The organism is Acinetobacter sp. F-1 (assembly GCF_022869025.1).
GTDB classification, from domain to species: domain Bacteria; phylum Pseudomonadota; class Gammaproteobacteria; order Pseudomonadales; family Moraxellaceae; genus Acinetobacter; species Acinetobacter pseudolwoffii.
In genome coordinates, this window is record NZ_JAJKFX010000008.1 from 88130 (window position 1) to 105291 (window position 17162).

Genomic DNA, 17162 nt, shown 5'->3' on the forward strand with positions numbered 1-17162 from the left:
CCATAAAGCATTGCCATGCAGACACAAAAGAGCCACTAAAAGTGACTCTTTAGTACGTTGAGATGCGGGTTTCCACGCCCGATTACAGATTTTGCTGTAATGTAATTATCATATGGGTATCTTTTTCTTTGGTCAAACCAAATTAGAATTTTTTTATTCATTTTTAAATAAAAAATATAAATCGATAACGTATGGATCAAATTGAAAGCAAAGAAAAAAATCAAATTCGCGGATTCCCAGGCCTTTGCTTTGTTAAAATCTGATTTGCCAAGCAAAGGCCTGGGCCCCTTAAATTGAACGATATCTGCTTAGGCTATTTCCATAAGGAAGTGTGTTGTACAGCTTCCAGTAGCAAATCAAATGCAAGGAATAATGTGATGTTTTTATTGCTTTGTTGATCCATAAAAAATACCTGAGTCTCTATTATTAAGTGATAAATGAGCAGCAAGAAGTTTTCCTAGTCAGGTAAATGATATTTATGCACACGTAGCTGTCTTGAACAAATTCACAGAATTATGATCTCTAATCACCAAATATCGTACACTCAACCACGCAAGTACCCATCGCACGGCACTTAATGACGCTTGTTTAGACATAATTCTAAAATAATCATATTTATTATGTTTCATCACTATCGGAAAAAACTGATGTTCTGTAAGGATTGAAAGCATAGGTTCATCCTCTGCCGTAAAATGCATCAATACTTTTGTTACATTACTTTCATACAACCATTTTTTTATTAACCAATTATAAGTTTCTGATTGGTTTTGTTCTAAATAATCAAATCGCTCTAAAATCTCTTGTGCAGAATTAAAATCTACAGCACTTAGTAATTCAGGCAAACGTGCTAACTTTCCTTGTGTCGATAATGGATGTCTTCCTATATTTGAACCACGTTTACCTGACGGAATGTTTGCCATCGTAATTAAAGCTCTCTTCCAGGACTCAATATCTAATCGTGGCTGCCCCTGCCCAGAAATAAGATACCGCTCAATATCTTCAAACTTTTGAAATAATTCGTGTTTAATTACTTTTCCCGTCGAATTCCCCCTTTTTTGAGCATAGATGACCCACCTCTGACTTTGTCTTTTTTTGAGTACATATTTTTCGATGGTATCTCTCAACTCATATTTTAGATTACCATTCTGTTGATGAATCGCTTGGAAATGCCTGAATAAATTACTCCGACTCATGACTCGCTTAAAAAATGCAGTATGTAAATTGGGTTGCTGTTGTTGCATGCTATAGGCATAAGTAGCCAGAAATAAGATATGAACATAATGCTTTAATGTTGTCGATTCATGTAAATGTCCAAGCACTCGACTAATCGCCTTAATCCCTTGCCCAACCTGTCCTTCATTGCCTACTAGCGTATTAAATTGCTCATTCGATGGCATCCAATTTTGTAGCCATGGCAGTTCTATCGTAAGCGCTTTAAAATCCACCACTGTTTGCAAACACTTTAAAGTATATGCACTTGCAAACGTATGTCTTAAATGATGTAAGCTGAGATCAACATCTCCTGTGACTTTCTTTAATATTTGAGATATTTGATTAAAAAAAGGCCTATGCTCACTGTTCTCATCAGACATTAATATCGATTTTTTTTTATTCTTATAAATGTCCTCTAATCCCTTTTGAATCGTCTGACTTAACAAACTCATCGGAACAACACGTTCTGATCCAAGTGTTTTTAACTGATGCTCACCATAAGGACGAATTCGAAGCATATCCTCATCAATATCTAAGGGCCGTAAATGAAGTGTCTCTGAACGGCGTACACCCATCGCTGCAGATAAACGAAAATGACGCTGAATCTCTAGACGTAAAGCAGCATCATTCACCCCAGATTCTACAGATTGTAATATTTGAACGATCTGCTGCACTTCATTTTTTGAAAAAACTTTAGCACTTGCTTGATGCGCTGTACGCTTGTGTAACTTTATACGATTATCATTTAACTGAATTAAAAAATCTCTAAAGCGATTCCACGCAGCGAGATGCTTGCGGTGTGGAAAATGCTCTTGCGTCAACTCCATCCATTTTTGAAATACATCTTCATCAATCTGGCTATCTTTTGTTAAATCTTCTGAAAACCCCAATATACCTGCACTGACGATGGCCAAATGTAGATGAATCATATTTCGATTCTGTAGACTTAACTCTTCTGCATCACAGCGTAAAATCAGCCATCGCACAAAGCACGTTAATAAATTGACTGAGTCGTGATTCGTTTTATTATTGGCAAGCTGTTTAAGCCAAATACTTGATCTAGATTCACCTTTTAGTTGCTGAATCATCGCTAAAATATCAGACAAATGGAGTTGCTCATCTTCTATTCCTATTTCACTTTCTGGCTCAGTGCTATCTAAATTTGTGGTTAATTTTTCATATTCGAATAAGCGTAATAATTCATTTATTGAAAGATCTTCAGTCAGGACTTGGCCTGATATATAACCTGCAATCAGCGGAGTGCTATTTAACATCACATTTTGCTGTAAAGCTTTCAACCATTGAGCTAACGATAGAGTTGACTTAACCCCTATTTGTTTTAAATATGTATTAAAACACTTTTGCCAAGCCGTTCTTTGTTGATTTCTTGGCTGTGCTAAAATCTCTTTTAATCGGGGCTGTAGATACTGTCGGTCTACTAAAATTAACGTCGAGACATAAGGACTTAACAGTACTGTACGGCGTATCTTTGTCACAGATCTATCATTATTCACTGTCAGTTCAACGAGCCGACTATTCCCCATAGCGACTATATGTTGATCAGAAGCAATAAACTCCAACATCGCTTGTAAATGGCTTACTCGGCACAGTTGCGAATACAGGGACAGTACAACCAGCAAACGTCCTATTTCAATATCACAATTTTGATATTCAGGTAAATGTTCTAAATCTCTCTGAATAAGAGCAAGTAAGTTCTGTTCAATATAACACCAGATACTAAAATTATTTTCAGATGTCAGCCATGTGCGATTCGCTTGTTGAGGAAGCTGAACGAATAAAGGAATTTTAGTTTTATCACGAATATAAGCACAATATGCCTTGATCGCTTGTGGCAAATCAATCTTTGAATTTTTAGCTAAATTAGAAGCCAATACATGTCCAAGCTCTAAAGATACTTGAGGCTCAGGATTTCCTTCAAAAATCAACTGACAATAGGGCTCATACTCAGAGTTTTTCAGCCATTCTTCCACGTCATTTTCTGAATATTGTATTCTCGGCTTCATCTCTGCCTGAACTGTTTTAGTTTCCTGGGTTAAAACAAATGTTGGAATATTCTGGGTTGCTAAAAAATCAAAAACATCAAGACATTCGAAACCTAACTGTTTTTGCAAGTTTTCTTGTACATCAAGCCACTGTTGTTTAAATGTTGATACAGGAAATACTGATAACATATCCCATGGATAACGACCGCGCACCCAGTGCCCAAGTCCAGCATCCTTGAACCGTCCAGATAACTGATTATCATCAGAGCGAACCAGCTTCCGTGCCCAATTTCTGACTAATCCTTCAATCTGAAGAGGATCACAAAGTTGCACAGCATAAGATGATAAATCAACACGTGGTTCAACTTGATGTCCTAGCATTCTCATCAAAGCACGTAAAATTTGAATCTGTCTGATCAACGCTCCCGTCAATGGCACATAGCGATCGGTTGATTCATCTGGACGATGTTTATCTTGAATCAATGCCCAACTTTGCTGACTGATCCACTTTGAAAATGGTTGCTTAATCCCTCTTCCTGCAGTGGCAAGATTCATCCATAATTCTGTATACAACGTTAAGTTATCAAAGAGCATCTGCCAATCTTTCTGTTCGGCAGCCTGATTTATCGTTGTTTTTATGCGTGTAATTTCATTTTGTATTTCAGCAATCTTGATCCCTGTCGGGCTACCCACACGTTCACTAGAAGAGTGTATATATTCAGGAATATCAATTTTTATCGTTCTTAAACAATCCGCCCATAACTGTTCAAGTTTCTTTTGATCAAAAGATGCATAATGAATCAAGTTATCATAATTCAGACCTGATGCATTCGTCACTGCTTTAACGACAGCTAAATCACCTTGGCTATGCTGATATAACAACTGCGGAAGAACATCTTTAATACTTTTGAGGCTTATTTCTAATTCTTTAGGCACACTATTAATAAGTGTTTTCACTTCGCGCTCAACTGCGAGTTGACGGGTTTTAATCGCAAGATTTTTTACTTGACTCACCAAATTATTGAGCTCATTTGGTAAAACTAAATGTAGTCTCTTGGTCCATGGCACATGAAATTTAGATTCTTCTGGCTTTATTTTGAGTGTTGGTGTACCTGCGAAAACACTCAATACATATGCAGATAAAGTATGATCATACAGAATAGTAATATTATGCTGATCAGTGTGTTGATCATACTGATCAGCAATATTGTTCTGATCAGTATTTTGACTAAAATACGGCGCTGTTAACTCACTCACCGAACGTCCTGTAAGTAAACTCAATATTAAAGCTAATTTTGCGCGTAGAATTAAGCTAGTATCAGCCTCACATGGTCGACATAATCTAAATACTTCTTGGATCGAATTTAATGACAATTTCCATTTGGTCCAAACCAAACCAACATTTGCAGCTTCAAGATGCTGAGAAACAGACTTAGAGGCATAAAAACCTCGAATTAAATCGGATTGTTCTGCCAAAAAAAATGTAAATAACGGCTCCAATGGTGTTTCATCTTCTTCAATATCATCATACCCAAATACATCAGTGACCAGACCACGATGTATTTCATCCATATCCTCCAAAGGTTGGATGGCTATAGCTTAAATGAGCGTATGACGTCACAGCTTGTTTGTAATGCACTGAGTATGGCTATTGGCAATCATGAGCCAACTGAAGGCTTGATCGTTCATTCAGATAGGGGTAGTCAATATTGCAGTCATGAATATCGGAATATACTTGAAAAATATGGATTTCAGGGTTCAATGACTAAACGCGGTGATTGTTACGATAATGCACCGATTGAGAGCTTTTGGGGAATATTAAAAAATGAATTGGTTCATCATCGCAACTATCAAACAAGAGAGGAAGCTAAAGCAGATATTACAAAATACATAGAGCTATTTTATAATCAGCAGAGAGTTCAGAAAGGACTGGATTTTAAAACACCAAATCAAACAGCAGAGGACTTTTTTAAATTGGCTGCATAGAATCTCCCAAGTCGAAGTGTCCTGTTTTTTCAGCACACATCAAAATGGGTAACTTCCTATTTTTCAAGAGCTATGTCCGATCAAGTCTGAATTAATACATCTAATCAACAGATTTTTCGATCTCTAAGAACTTTTTAAGGGAACATCATCGACTCAAATCTCTATTTGCAACAGTGCCAAAATTATAACTAAATCTTTTAATTTAATATTAAAACTAAATCCATATTTTTAACCTGATTACCCACACCCATTAAAACTTCCTGAACCACACAGTCCTGATCAGCTTTAATCACAATCTCCATTTTCATTGCTTCAATGGTAAATAAGGTTTCACCTTTCCTGACAGACTGACCAAGTTTTACAGGTACTGTACTAATCATGCCCGGCATCGAAGCACCGATATGTTTTGGATTCTTCGGGTCTGCCTTTGAATGAGCCGTCGATTCTTTTTGGCTTGCCTGTTTAATCTGAACCAGACGTAACTGGCCGTTCAGCTCTACAAACAGATCAATCACTCCATCCTTGGCTTCTGAGCGGCCCAACAGTTTTATTTCGAGTACTTTACCGCGTTCAAGTTCGATTTCGACTGGACTTTGCTCTTTTAGACCATAAAAGAACGCTGAAGATGGAATACTTGAGACCGTGCCATATTTCATTTCGTGCTGCATAAAGTCGGTAAAGACTTTTGGATACATCAGGTATGACGCCAATTCTTGTTCAGTGACTAGTTTCCCAAACATATTCTCAAGCATTGCTTTTTTACCCGCCAGATCGGCTGGTGGCATAACTGCACCAAGACGGTCATTTAACGGGGCTGCACCTTTTAATACCTTGTTCTGTAACTTTTCTGGAAAACCATGTACTGGTATGCCTAGCTCCCCCTTAAACAGGGAAACCACCGACTCAGGGAAATCAATTTCAAGTTCAGAATCTTCAATATCTTGTGGACTAAGATTGTTCGATACCATATATAAGGCCATATCACCCACCACTTTAGAGGTTGGAGTGACTTTAACAATGTCACCGAACAATAAGTTAACTTGTGCATAGGCATCAGATACTTCCGTCCAGCGCTCTTCAATACCCATTGAACGAGCTTGTTCACGCAAGTTAGTATATTGTCCACCCGGCATTTCATGATGATAGACATCAGCTGTACCAGCACGCATATCCGCCTCAAACGGCTTATAGATATGGCGCACACCTTCCCAGTATGTCGAAAGCTGTTGCAGGTTGTTAGGGTTAAGTCCTGTGTCCCGATCTGTATTTTGTAAGGCCGCAACCACAGAGCCCATGCTTGGTTGTGAAGTGAGACCGCTCATGGCATCCATGGCAGTATCAACAGCATCTACGCCTGCCTCAATTGCTGACAAAATACTGGCTGCTGCAATACCACTGGTGTCATGGGTATGAAAATGAACTGGCAGTCCGGTTTCTTCTTTCAATGCTTTGACCAGCTCACGTGCTGCGGCTGGTTTGCATATCCCCGCCATATCTTTAATAGCCAGGATATTGGCTCCTGCCTTTTGTAGCTGCTTTGCCATATCAACATAGTAGTTGAGGTTATATCTGCGGTTATTGTCAAAGATATCGCTGGTATAACAGATTGCTGTTTCACACAACATGCCCGACTCTCGAACCGCATCAATAGCAACCCGCATGTTATCAACTGCATTTAGCGAATCGAATACACGAAATAAATCGATTCCACCTTGTGCTGCCTGTGCAATAAAGTGGCGAACCACATTATCTGGATAGTTGGTATAACCCACGGCATTAGATGAGCGAAGCAACATTTGAAATAAAATGTTCGGCACTGCTTCACGAAGTCTAGCTAAACGTTCCCACGGATCTTCTTTTAAAAAACGCATCGACACATCAAAGGTTGCGCCCCCCCAGCACTCTAGTGAAAATAGCTCACTGGCCATCTGGGAGTAATAAGGTGCAATAGCCAACATATCTGCGGTCCGCATTCGTGTTGCAAATAAGGACTGGTGGGCATCACGCATAGTGGTATCAGTAACCAATACACGCTTTTGATCTAGCATCCAATTTGAGAACCCTTCTGCACCCAGTAATTTAAACTGGTCTCGGGTTCCGCTTGGAATATTCTGATTCAAGTTAAATATTGGTAACTGTGCTGGAGCTGGAACTGTCTCAGGAAGCGGACGTCCTTTAAGTTCAGGTTGCCCATTGACGGTAATGTCACCTAAAAACTCTAATAACTTTGTCGCACGGTCCTGCTTAGGTTTAAGGTTAAATAATTCAGGAGTGGTATCAATAAATCGGGTAGTACAGGTACCTTGTGTAAATAGAGGATGTGTCACCACATTTTCTAGAAATGCCAAATTATTTGAAACACCACGAATACGAAACTCTTGTAATGCTCGTAGCATACGGGCATTAGCTTCATCCGCACTTGCACCACGAACCGTTACCTTAGCCAGTAATGAATCATAATAAGGCGTAATGACTGCACCAGTATAGGCAGTACCACTGTCTACCCGTACCCCAAAACCAGTTGCGCTACGAAATGCGGTCAAACGTCCATAGTCCGGCATAAAGCCATTTTTAGGGTCTTCGGTGGTGAGACGGCATTGTAATGCATGGCCTAACAGTTTAATTTGCTCCTGGGGTGGAATAAAACTGCTACCATCTCCAATCGCGGCACCTTCAGTCACCCGAATTTGTGCTTTAACAATATCAATGCCAGTAATTTCTTCTGTGACTGTATGCTCCACCTGAATACGCGGGTTAACTTCAATAAAATAGAAGTTTTCTGTTTCAGCATCCATTAAGAACTCGACCGTACCGGCGTGAGTATAATTTACTGCGCGAGCCAATCTTAAAGCGGCCTCACATATTTTATTACGTTGGGCTTCGGACAAATAAGGTGCAGGCGCACGCTCAACCACCTTCTGATTACGTCGTTGGACAGTGCAATCTCGTTCAAATAGATGCACAATATTGCTATGGGTATCACCTAATATCTGCACTTCTACATGACGGGCATGGCGAATCAGTTTCTCTAGATAAACTTCGTCATTGCCAAACGCAGATTTGGCTTCACGACGTGCAACAGTAATTGCATCTTCGAGTTCCTTCTCATGTTCAACCACGCGCATGCCACGACCTCCACCGCCCCAGCTCGCTTTGAGCATGAGTGGATAGCCTACCTCAGCTGCCAGTAACTGACAGTCTTCAATGCATTCAGGTAGTGCTGCTGTAGCAGGAATAACTGGCACACATGCAACCATTGCAACCTTACGGGCCATCACTTTATTGCCTAACTGACGCATTACTTCTGGTTTTGGACCGATAAAGCGAATGCCAGCTTGGCTACAAGCCTCTGCAAACTCAGGGTTTTCAGACAGGAAGCCATAACCTGGGTGGATAGCATCTACCCCTGCCTCAACTGCAATACGGATAATATCTTCAATATCCAGATAGGCAGCGATTGGTTTTTTCCCTGCCCCTACCTGATAAGCTTCATCCGATTTAAAGCGATGCAGGGCAAATTTATCTTCTTCTGCATAAATTGCAACTGTACGGATGCCCATTTCTGAGGCAGCACGCATGACTCGAATCGCGATCTCGCCACGATTAGCAATAAGTATTTTCTGGATAGGCTTAATCATTTATATACCCATTTATTTCGTAATATATTCATAATCTTATTAAAGATATTCGTAGTTTGGCGCTAAATATTTTTTTAGCTAGTAAAGGAAAAGTTCGTATTTCAAAAGCTGAAATAACAATTCATTAATTTTTAAAAAATAATTTTCGAACTGAAGCCTAGTACTAAAGCGTTATTTATATAATTGGTTGCACCTGGATGGATGATGTACTGCATATTTGGTCGTAGCATTAACCATTTAACAGGGAAGTAGGAGTAATTAATTTCGAAATTATATTCAGCATCTTCATTAATATTTGAATAGTTTGCACGGAATCGGTCGCTAACACTTATTCTGTTTATTGCTAATCCAAAAATATCATTTGCATGGGTATCTAAAAGACCAATATATTTCAAACCAACTTGTTGCATATTTCCAATTTTATTCGTAGTTTTATTATGGAAACTGAAGTTCATGAATCCATATAATCCTTGATTTGGTAAATTCCTAGACGATAACTGCTGTTCTACTCCTCCCCATACTCCATATGTATTATCTTCAGACTCTCCTGTTACGATGTCCTTTTGATTATCGGCCTCATCAGAAGTATTATAAAATGCTCCTATACGATATATTCCAGGCAAGTCATTAACTGCGTTTTTAGGCTGCCATACCAACTCGACAGGAATATTAAAACCGTCTGCATCTTTTGTATCTAGATTCCATCCTTCGTTTTCTTCCAAGTTTTTTGGGTTATATTCGAATACACCAAATTGAATAAAAGCTTCAGGATTAAAACTATATTTAGACATTACTGCCCACTGGCTTACAGGTGCATTAATCCATTTATTGCCTTGCCATTTCCCCATTTGTGCACCACAAAAAGAATTATTTTGAAAGTCACAAGACATCACATTGAAATAGGTTCCCATGGCAAAACGCCCAACTCGAATACTGGTAACTGCGTTACTGAAATTCTTTTCAATCGACAGTTCTGCAAGCCTTGTACCCGAATTACCCCGACCATAATTTGCCTGTACATTGGCCAATTGCGGTGCTTGCGGATCGGAAATCTGCTCTACTGATACACTTTGCCCTTGTCTTGCCATAATTAATACTCTGACACTCACCCCGTCTACATTTATCAATTTTTCTAAATCTAAAGTTGAACCGAGTGAAAACTGGCTAACATATGTTGGGTCTTGTCGTGGGGCATATCCACCATCTGCTAAATAAGCAATATCGAGATTGGAACTAGCATCAAATTTGATTCCTTTATCTGCTAAAGCTGTTCGTTTGCCATCCCAATCCCCTGTTAAATTTGTCCGATTTACATCAAATAAGTTCTCAGCAAAACAAGCTGTATTTGTTCCAATAAGTACACTAATAAGACATAAAAAATTACTTTTTTTCATTGCACAATCCCTGCAAATTTTGAATATAAGTTTCCCTAAACAGCTAATTGAATAAGCTATTTTGAATGATTAAATTGGATTAAAAGTGGTGTGATAAAATTGCAGCATGGCGGGACTCCTGTCATACACCATGCTCAATTCACTAACAGAGTTGGACTCTCTTAGGTTAAGTGATTTTTAATTTTTGCTTTAACGGCTTCTGTAGAAATACCATAACGATCATGTAGTGTTGGTAATGCGCCTGCATCTAAAAATGCATCAGGTAAACCAATCATATCAAAACGTGGATGTTGCCCATTTCTTAATAGCAAGGTTCCAACTGCTTCACCTAAGCCTCCAACCACAGAATGATTCTCAGCAGTTAAAACTGGACGACCTCCTTTAGCTACTTCGTCTAAAATGGTCTGTTCATCTAATGGTTTAATCGTAGGTACATGTAATACAGAAACCTCTACGCCTTCTTTTTCTAGCTCTTCCGCTGCCTCAAGCGCACGCATGGTCAGTAATCCGGTAGAAATAATCAATAGGTCTTTACCAGGCTTAATGACTTGGGCCTTACCCAATTTAAATTGGTAGTTATATTTATCCAGTACCAATGGAACTTGACCACGCAACAAGCGCATATAAACAGGACCTTGATGAGCAGCAATCTGCGGAATAGCCTGTTCAATTTCCAAGGCATCACATGGATCAATGATCATTAGATTTGGCATTCCACGGAAAATGGCAATGTCTTCTGTTGCTTGGTGACTTGGTCCATATCCTGTAGTTAAACCAGGAAGGGCTGCTACAATTTTCACATTTAGATTATCTTCGGCAATCGCCATACAGATAAAATCGTAAGCTCGGCGTGAAGCAAAAACAGCATAAGTCGTGGCAAAAGGAACGAAACCTTCTCGAGCTAATCCAGCAGCAGCGCTCATCAAGAGTTGTTCGGCCATTCCCATTTGAAAGAACTTGTCTGGATTTTGATTCGCGAAAATATGTAAATCTGTATATTTGGATAGATCTGCTGATAATCCAACAATATCATCACGCTCTTTCGCTAGTGCATTTAAAGCATGTCCAAATGGTGCAGACTTGGTTGGTTGCCCTTCTGCAGCAATAGAAGCAATCATGGCAGACGTTTTTAATTTTTTCTTAGGAGAGTTCGCTAATTGGCTCATGGATCTAGACTCCTTATTTGCCGTAATGGGTTAATATATTTAAAGCTTCATCCCATTCACGTTCATCCACGCGAATAAAATGTGTTTTTTCACGGCTTTCTAAAAATGAAACACCTTTACCCATTTTGGTATCGCAAATAATGACCCTTGGGCATGTTCCTTCGTGACTTTTCGCTTGATCGAAAGCATCAAGTAAAGCTTCCATATTGTTGCCATCTACGCGTTGGGTATACCAACCAAAAGACTGCCAACGATCTACAATCGGTTCAAAAGCTAGAATTTCACTTGAATGCCCATCGGCTTGCTGATTATTCACATCAATAATTGCGATGAGATTATCTAATTTCCAATGTGAAGCTGACATGACAGCTTCCCATGTCGAGCCCTCATTCAGCTCACCGTCTGATAGGAAGTTATAAACAAAAGATTCTGATTTCTTTTGCTTTAATCCGAGGCAAGCACCTACCGCAATGCCTAAACCATGACCCAATGAACCACCTGTGATTTCCATACCAGGGGTATACGTTGCCATGCCTGACATAGGTAAACGACTGTCATCAGAACCATAAGTTTCTAGTTCTTGAAGTGGAATAACTTTTGCTTCGATCAAAGCTGCATATAAAGCAATTGCATAATGACCTATTGAAAGATAAAAGCGATCTCGTCCTTCCCACTCAGGATTCTCAGGCTGATATTTCATTGCATGAAAATAAGAAACTGCAAGTAGATCAGCTGCACCTAAGGCCTGCCCAACATAACCTTGGCCCTGTACTTGTCCCATACGTAACGCATGTTGACGAATGTTATAGGCACGTTGCTGTAGTTCAGCAATACGAGCTTCTTTATTAATATTTGACATGATTAACTTCTCTTATTAACGATTAACAAGTTTTGCTGGAACGCGCGTTACCAGTGTGGCACCGACAAGTAAAACTGCTGTGATTAAGAACATACCTATGGCATTAGAACCTGTATTAGTCGTAATCCAGCCGATGAGAAATGGAGAACAAAATCCAGCGAGATTGGCAAAACTATTGATTCCAGCAATACCAGCAGCGGCTGAAACACCACCTAAAAAGTTGGTTGGCAACATCCAAAACAAAGAAGATGCAGTGAGTACACCCGATGCCGCAATACATAAACAAATCAGCGATAGGGTTAGATTTGAGGCAAACAATGTTGCGAAGGTCAGTGCAATTGCACCAGCACACATAGGAATAATTAAATGCCAGCGACGCTCTCTAAAGTGATCTCCGCTACGGCCTGCTAACAGCATTACAACTATGGCACACATATAAGGCAGGCTGGTCAACAAGCCAATATGCCAGTTGTCACTAATACCCGAGTTACGAATTAATGTCGGCAACCAGAAAGTAATTGCATATTGTCCCATTACGACACAAAAGTAGATTCCAGCAAGTAACCACAAGCGTTTATCACTAATGAAGTCTTTAATACTGCTATGCCCTTCTTTCTGCTGATTATCTTGTGAAATTTCTTGTTGAACTAAATTCTTTTCAGCACTTGTTAACCAATGTGCATCTTGAACAGAATCTTTAAGAACTGCGAGGACTAACAAACCAACAACCACTGTAGGTATAGCTTCAAGTACAAACATCCATTGCCAACCATGCCACCCTTGCACATTGTTCATTTGGTCCATGATTAAGCCAGATAGAGGCCCACCGATCATTCCTGAAATTGGAATCGCAATAAACCAAAGCACAGTCATACGGGCCCGACGATAAGAGGGGAACCAATATGTAAGATAAAGTAATAGACCTGGCGCTAATCCAGCTTCAGCAACACCAAGTAAGAAGCGTAAGGTATAGAATTGCCACTCTGTTTCAACAAATGCAAAACAGCCTGACAAAATACCCCATGTAATCATGATCCGAGCAATCCAACGTCGAGCACCAACTTTATGCAGCACAATATTGCTGGGTACTTCACATAAGAAATATCCTATAAAGAAAATACCTGCGCCAAGTCCATAAACAGCTTCACTGAACTGTAAATCACTCATCATTTGAAGTTTTGCAAAACCAACATTTACACGGTCTAGGTAAGCACAAAAATAACAAAGCATTAAAAATGGCATCAACCGAAATGCAATTTTTCGATATGCAGATTTACGAATAGCATCTGTATCAGATGAAAATACGGTATCCATCATGCGAGTCCCTTTACATTGGGCCACAATATCCTCTCGTGGCCATGTCTCTATTTCAAATTTTTTAATACTAATACTGAGTTTTAGTGAATCAGCATTCCGCCATTTACATCTAAAGTTACACCTGTTAAATAGGCTGATAGATCACTGGCTAAGAATAATGCTGCATTTGCAACATCTTGAGCATTACCTAAGCGACCAAGTGGAATACCTGCAAGAATGTCATGACGACGATCATCCTGCATTAGACCACCAGTAATATCTGTTTGAATCAGACCTGGTGTAAGTGAATTCACACGAATATTATCTGCACCAAATTCACGTGCCATCGCTTTACCTAATCCTAAAACCCCAGCTTTGGCAGCACTGTAATGTGGACCTCCAAAAATACCACCACCTCGTTGTGCCGAAACGGATGATAAACACACAATACTTCCTCCACCGTTTTCTTTCATTGAGGGAATTACAGCCTGAGACATAATGAGCGTTCCACGCAGACTGACATCCAAAATACGGTCATAATCATTGCGCTTGATATCTAATGTTTTTACAGGTTGGGTAATGCCTGCGTTATTGACCAAAATATCAATTTTTCCGTAGTGTTGAAGGGCTTGTTCCACAGCAGCGTATGCTTGTTCTTCATTAGCAACATTTGCTGCTAGACCTAAATGACCTTCACCCAATGCTTTAGCCGTATGCTGGCTTTGCGCGAGATCTAGATCAACAATAATTACTTTGGCGCCTTGCTGTGCAAAGACTTCCGCTGTTGCACGACCAATACCACGTTCAGATGCTGCACCTGTGATTAACGCTACTTTTCCTTGTAGTAACATGTCTATTCCTCTTTTCTTCAACATATTTATTCATCGCTAGATTCTCTTTTTTCACAGTGAGCAGCAATAAGGTTAAACTCAACTAGGCATGAATAATATTCATGCCTATGATATTTTTAGTTAATATTCGAAAGAAAAATGGAATTTTAAATGAATAATAGTGAAAAAAATTACAACCAAGTGCCTGCAATAAAAACCTTACAAGCGTTTGAACAAACTGCTCGATTAGGAAGTGTGGCAAAAGCAGCAGAGGTTTTGAGCCTTACACCATCTGCTGTCAGTCATCAAATAGCAAAACTAGAAGAAATGATTGGTCAAAGTCTATTTATACGTGGTGCAAGAGGTGTTACATTAACTCCTTCTGGGGAGCGTTATTATCAAGAAGTTACTAATATCCTGCATAGCCTTGTATTAGCTACTGAACAAGCATCAAATAACAGTCCAAAAGATAGCTTATATATCCATTCTTCTCCAAGTTTTGGCCTATTGTGGCTAATGCCACGCCTTGAATCATTTAAAGAAAAATACCCTCTCATTCAGGTGAACTTGTCCTGTTCTTATGAAAATCTTCATTTTACGCGTGATAAAATTGATATTGATATTCGTCATGGTATTTCGAATTGGACAGGTGTCGAAATTAGAACGGTTCGGAGTGAAAAATTAGAAGTTCTTGCATCGCCAAAATTACTTGAACGTAGTCCAGTATTTAAGCCCAAAGATTTATTAAAAAAAGAGCTAATTTTATCAAAATCCACTCTGGTGACATGGCCTCAATGGTTTGCACACCAAGGCCTAAGTATTCCTGAATTTCCTTATACTTTTAGTTTTGATCGCTCTTACATGTCACTTGAAGCAGCCACGCATGGCCTAGGATTTGTTTTAGAAAGCAACATACTTACTCAGAATTATTTGGAATCAGGAAAGTTGGTTAAAGTATTTTCTGATGATTTCTCTATAGCGATATCTGCTCATCACTTAGTTTATCCTCGCACGCATGAAAACATTATGAAAGTGAACCATTTTTTAAACTGGATTAATGAAGAAATTAACAAAAGTAGTGAATGGTAAAACTTTTAAAAGTATTGAAGTCATGCGTGCACTACGTAAAGGACAACCATCGTCATTCTATTATGGTCAGCCTCAGGGTGAAGTGTGTCTAATCAACAGGGTTTCCGGTCTCTAAGCACTTTTTAAAGGGAACATCATCGACTCAAATCTCTATTTGCAACAGTGCCTCTCCGACAATCTTGGTACAGTTCAACTTGATGATATATAAATTTTTACCATATGATAAATTTTTATTTTAAATTAAATTTATTGAAACCAAAATCTAGGTGACTTTTATAAAATAAAAAATCTAAAAAAAGTGACCAAAACAACATTAAATGATCTAAATTGATCAAAACTTTAATTCATAAAGACTCATATACTACCTTTTAAATCATATGCTTATAATTATTATCACTTGATGTAATGAATCTCGGTGACCTTGCCAAGGTTGGGAAATTGTTGAAACAGTATTGTATCGGTATCGTTCAGGTATTCCGTAGCGAGATTTACCAGAACGCTTTGGGGATTTTAGAGTCGTGCACACTCACTTTAGCCCTAAAAATCCAGGATAATCACCGCTCCACAGTTGTGATTAATTTTTTAAAAATTTCCTTTCGATGCCCAGGCTTGCGCTAAACTCAAAGCATCTTATCGCACCGTAATGCACTGTTATGGAATTCAAGGCCTGGTATAAGCTTCACAGATTTATTTACGACAATTTGCATAATGAAGAACACGAAAGCATCTTAAGTCGCGTCATCAATATATTTCTGATCGTATTGATTATTGGGAATACTGCTGCCGTTTTACTTGAATCGATCAATGACCTCTATCAATCCTATCAGCTGCTGTTTGATGCCTTTGAATTATTCTCGATCTTTATTTTTACCCTGGAATATTTATTAAGATTTTGGGCCATTGCGGAAAAAGACCCCTTTGAAGGAGCATGGAAAAACCGATGGTTATGGATCCGCAGTGGCGGTGCCATCATTGACCTGTTGGCAATTCTCCCGGCCTATATTAATTTCTTTGTACATCTGGATTTACGCTACCTGCGAATCCTTCGATTATTCAGATTACTCAAATTAACCCGTTATTTTGTCTCCCTGCAGATTTTATTGCGGGTGATCAAGCGCGAAAAAGGCTCATTTCAGGCAGTTATTTTTATCCTGCTGATCATGATCATCATTGCGGCGGCTGGGGTATATGTGGTTGAAAACAAGGCACAACCGGAAGTCTTTAGCTCCATCCCTGCGTCCATGTGGTGGGCGGTGGTGACGCTGACCACAGTCGGCTATGGCGATGTGACACCAATCACCCCCTTAGGCCGCTTTCTGGGGGCTTTAATTACCATTTTAGGGGTAGGTCTGGCAGCACTTCCTGCGGGTATTCTGGCCAATGGCCTGGCCAATGAGCTGAGACAACGCAAACACAAGCTGGAATTAAGATTTCGTGAACTGCTTGATGACGCAGAAATTGACTTGATTGAAGATCAAGAAAAAATTGAAACTTTACGTAAAGAAGTCGGGCTGAGCACAGAGCAAATGCAGGATATCCTGTTAGAGCTTATTCATGAGCGCAAGAAAGAACAACTCGAGCAGGAAAAAAACAAGTATTTCTTCTGCCCGCATTGTGGGCATAAGTTACCTGATTAAAAGGTAGCCAGATCATCGCGAGCATCAGACCATAGGATATGATACTTGTTGC

The 17162-nt window shown here is 39.4% G+C and carries 9 protein-coding genes and 3 pseudogenes; 5 read left to right on the forward strand and 7 right to left on the reverse strand.

Annotated elements, in window-relative coordinates; genetic code table 11:
* Nucleotides 1-423: 423 nt before the first annotated feature.
* A pseudogene (locus tag LOZ91_RS09230) lies at nucleotides 424-519 on the forward strand (IS5/IS1182 family transposase); the annotation flags it as partial.
* Here LOZ91_RS09230 and LOZ91_RS09235 read toward each other — a convergent pair.
* Nucleotides 477-4787 carry a tyrosine-type recombinase/integrase gene (locus LOZ91_RS09235; protein ID WP_244783078.1) on the reverse strand — a complete coding sequence of 1437 codons (4311 nt, stop codon included), beginning with the start codon at nucleotides 4785-4787 and terminating at the stop codon, nucleotides 477-479. The pseudogene LOZ91_RS09230 and the gene LOZ91_RS09235 sit on opposite strands and share 43 nt — an antisense overlap.
* A 6-nt stretch (nucleotides 4788-4793) precedes the next feature.
* On the opposite strand from LOZ91_RS09235, the pseudogene LOZ91_RS09240 reads away from it, so the two are divergent.
* Nucleotides 4794-5201 (forward strand): annotated as a pseudogene (locus tag LOZ91_RS09240) (IS3 family transposase); the annotation flags it as partial.
* A gap of 197 nt (nucleotides 5202-5398) precedes the next feature.
* Here the strand turns inward: LOZ91_RS09240 and LOZ91_RS09245 are convergent.
* From LOZ91_RS09245 to LOZ91_RS09270, 6 genes are all read right to left on the reverse strand, one after another.
* Nucleotides 5399-8839, reverse strand: coding sequence for a pyruvate carboxylase (locus LOZ91_RS09245; RefSeq protein ID WP_244783079.1), 3441 nt, complete (start codon nucleotides 8837-8839; stop codon nucleotides 5399-5401).
* A 131-nt stretch (nucleotides 8840-8970) separates the two neighbouring features.
* Nucleotides 8971-10233, reverse strand: coding sequence for a carbohydrate porin (locus LOZ91_RS09250; protein WP_100535579.1), 1263 nt, complete (start codon nucleotides 10231-10233; stop codon nucleotides 8971-8973).
* Between the two features lie 161 nt (nucleotides 10234-10394).
* Nucleotides 10395-11399, reverse strand: coding sequence for a transketolase C-terminal domain-containing protein (locus LOZ91_RS09255; protein ID WP_100535580.1), 1005 nt, complete (start codon nucleotides 11397-11399; stop codon nucleotides 10395-10397).
* 13 nt (nucleotides 11400-11412) lie between these two features.
* Complete coding sequence (locus tag LOZ91_RS09260) at nucleotides 11413-12258, reverse strand: transketolase (protein ID WP_100535581.1); 846 nt, start codon at nucleotides 12256-12258, stop codon at nucleotides 11413-11415.
* Nucleotides 12259-12273: 15 nt separating this feature from the next.
* Nucleotides 12274-13572, reverse strand: coding sequence for an MFS transporter (locus tag LOZ91_RS09265; protein WP_213064372.1), 1299 nt, complete (start codon nucleotides 13570-13572; stop codon nucleotides 12274-12276).
* Between the two features lie 83 nt (nucleotides 13573-13655).
* Nucleotides 13656-14405 (reverse strand): SDR family NAD(P)-dependent oxidoreductase, encoded by a 750-nt coding sequence (locus LOZ91_RS09270; RefSeq protein WP_100535583.1) that lies wholly within the window; start codon nucleotides 14403-14405, stop codon nucleotides 13656-13658.
* Between the two features lie 180 nt (nucleotides 14406-14585).
* Between LOZ91_RS09270 and LOZ91_RS09275 the strand changes: the two genes are divergently transcribed.
* The 3 genes and pseudogenes from LOZ91_RS09275 to LOZ91_RS09285 all read left to right on the forward strand — a co-directional run bounded on the left by LOZ91_RS09275 (nucleotide 14586) and on the right by LOZ91_RS09285 (nucleotide 17110).
* The gene (locus tag LOZ91_RS09275; RefSeq protein ID WP_244783094.1) at nucleotides 14586-15473 is read left to right on the forward strand and encodes a LysR substrate-binding domain-containing protein; all 888 of its coding nucleotides are present in this window, start codon (nucleotides 14586-14588) and stop codon (nucleotides 15471-15473) included.
* 1 nt (nucleotide 15474) lies between these two features.
* Nucleotides 15475-15588 (forward strand): annotated as a pseudogene (locus tag LOZ91_RS09280) (IS6 family transposase); the annotation flags it as partial.
* 538 nt (nucleotides 15589-16126) lie between these two features.
* A complete protein-coding gene (locus LOZ91_RS09285; protein WP_244783080.1) occupies nucleotides 16127-17110 on the forward strand; it encodes an ion transporter in 984 nt (327 codons plus the stop codon).
* Nucleotides 17111-17162 lie beyond the last annotated feature (52 nt).

Excerpts from the sequence above, each read along its gene's own strand:
- LOZ91_RS09235 (WP_244783078.1), bottom strand. The coding sequence starts at position 4,787 with ATGGATGAAATACATCGTGGTCTGGTCACTGATGTATTTGGGTATGAT.
- LOZ91_RS09245 (WP_244783079.1), bottom strand. The coding sequence starts at position 8,839 with ATGATTAAGCCTATCCAGAAAATACTTATTGCTAATCGTGGCGAGATC.
- LOZ91_RS09250 (WP_100535579.1), bottom strand. The coding sequence starts at position 10,233 with ATGAAAAAAAGTAATTTTTTATGTCTTATTAGTGTACTTATTGGAACA.
- LOZ91_RS09255 (WP_100535580.1), bottom strand. The coding sequence starts at position 11,399 with ATGAGCCAATTAGCGAACTCTCCTAAGAAAAAATTAAAAACGTCTGCC.
- LOZ91_RS09260 (WP_100535581.1), bottom strand. The coding sequence starts at position 12,258 with ATGTCAAATATTAATAAAGAAGCTCGTATTGCTGAACTACAGCAACGT.
- LOZ91_RS09265 (WP_213064372.1), bottom strand. The coding sequence starts at position 13,572 with ATGGATACCGTATTTTCATCTGATACAGATGCTATTCGTAAATCTGCA.
- LOZ91_RS09270 (WP_100535583.1), bottom strand. The coding sequence starts at position 14,405 with ATGTTACTACAAGGAAAAGTAGCGTTAATCACAGGTGCAGCATCTGAA.
- LOZ91_RS09285 (WP_244783080.1), top strand. The coding sequence starts at position 16,127 with ATGGAATTCAAGGCCTGGTATAAGCTTCACAGATTTATTTACGACAAT.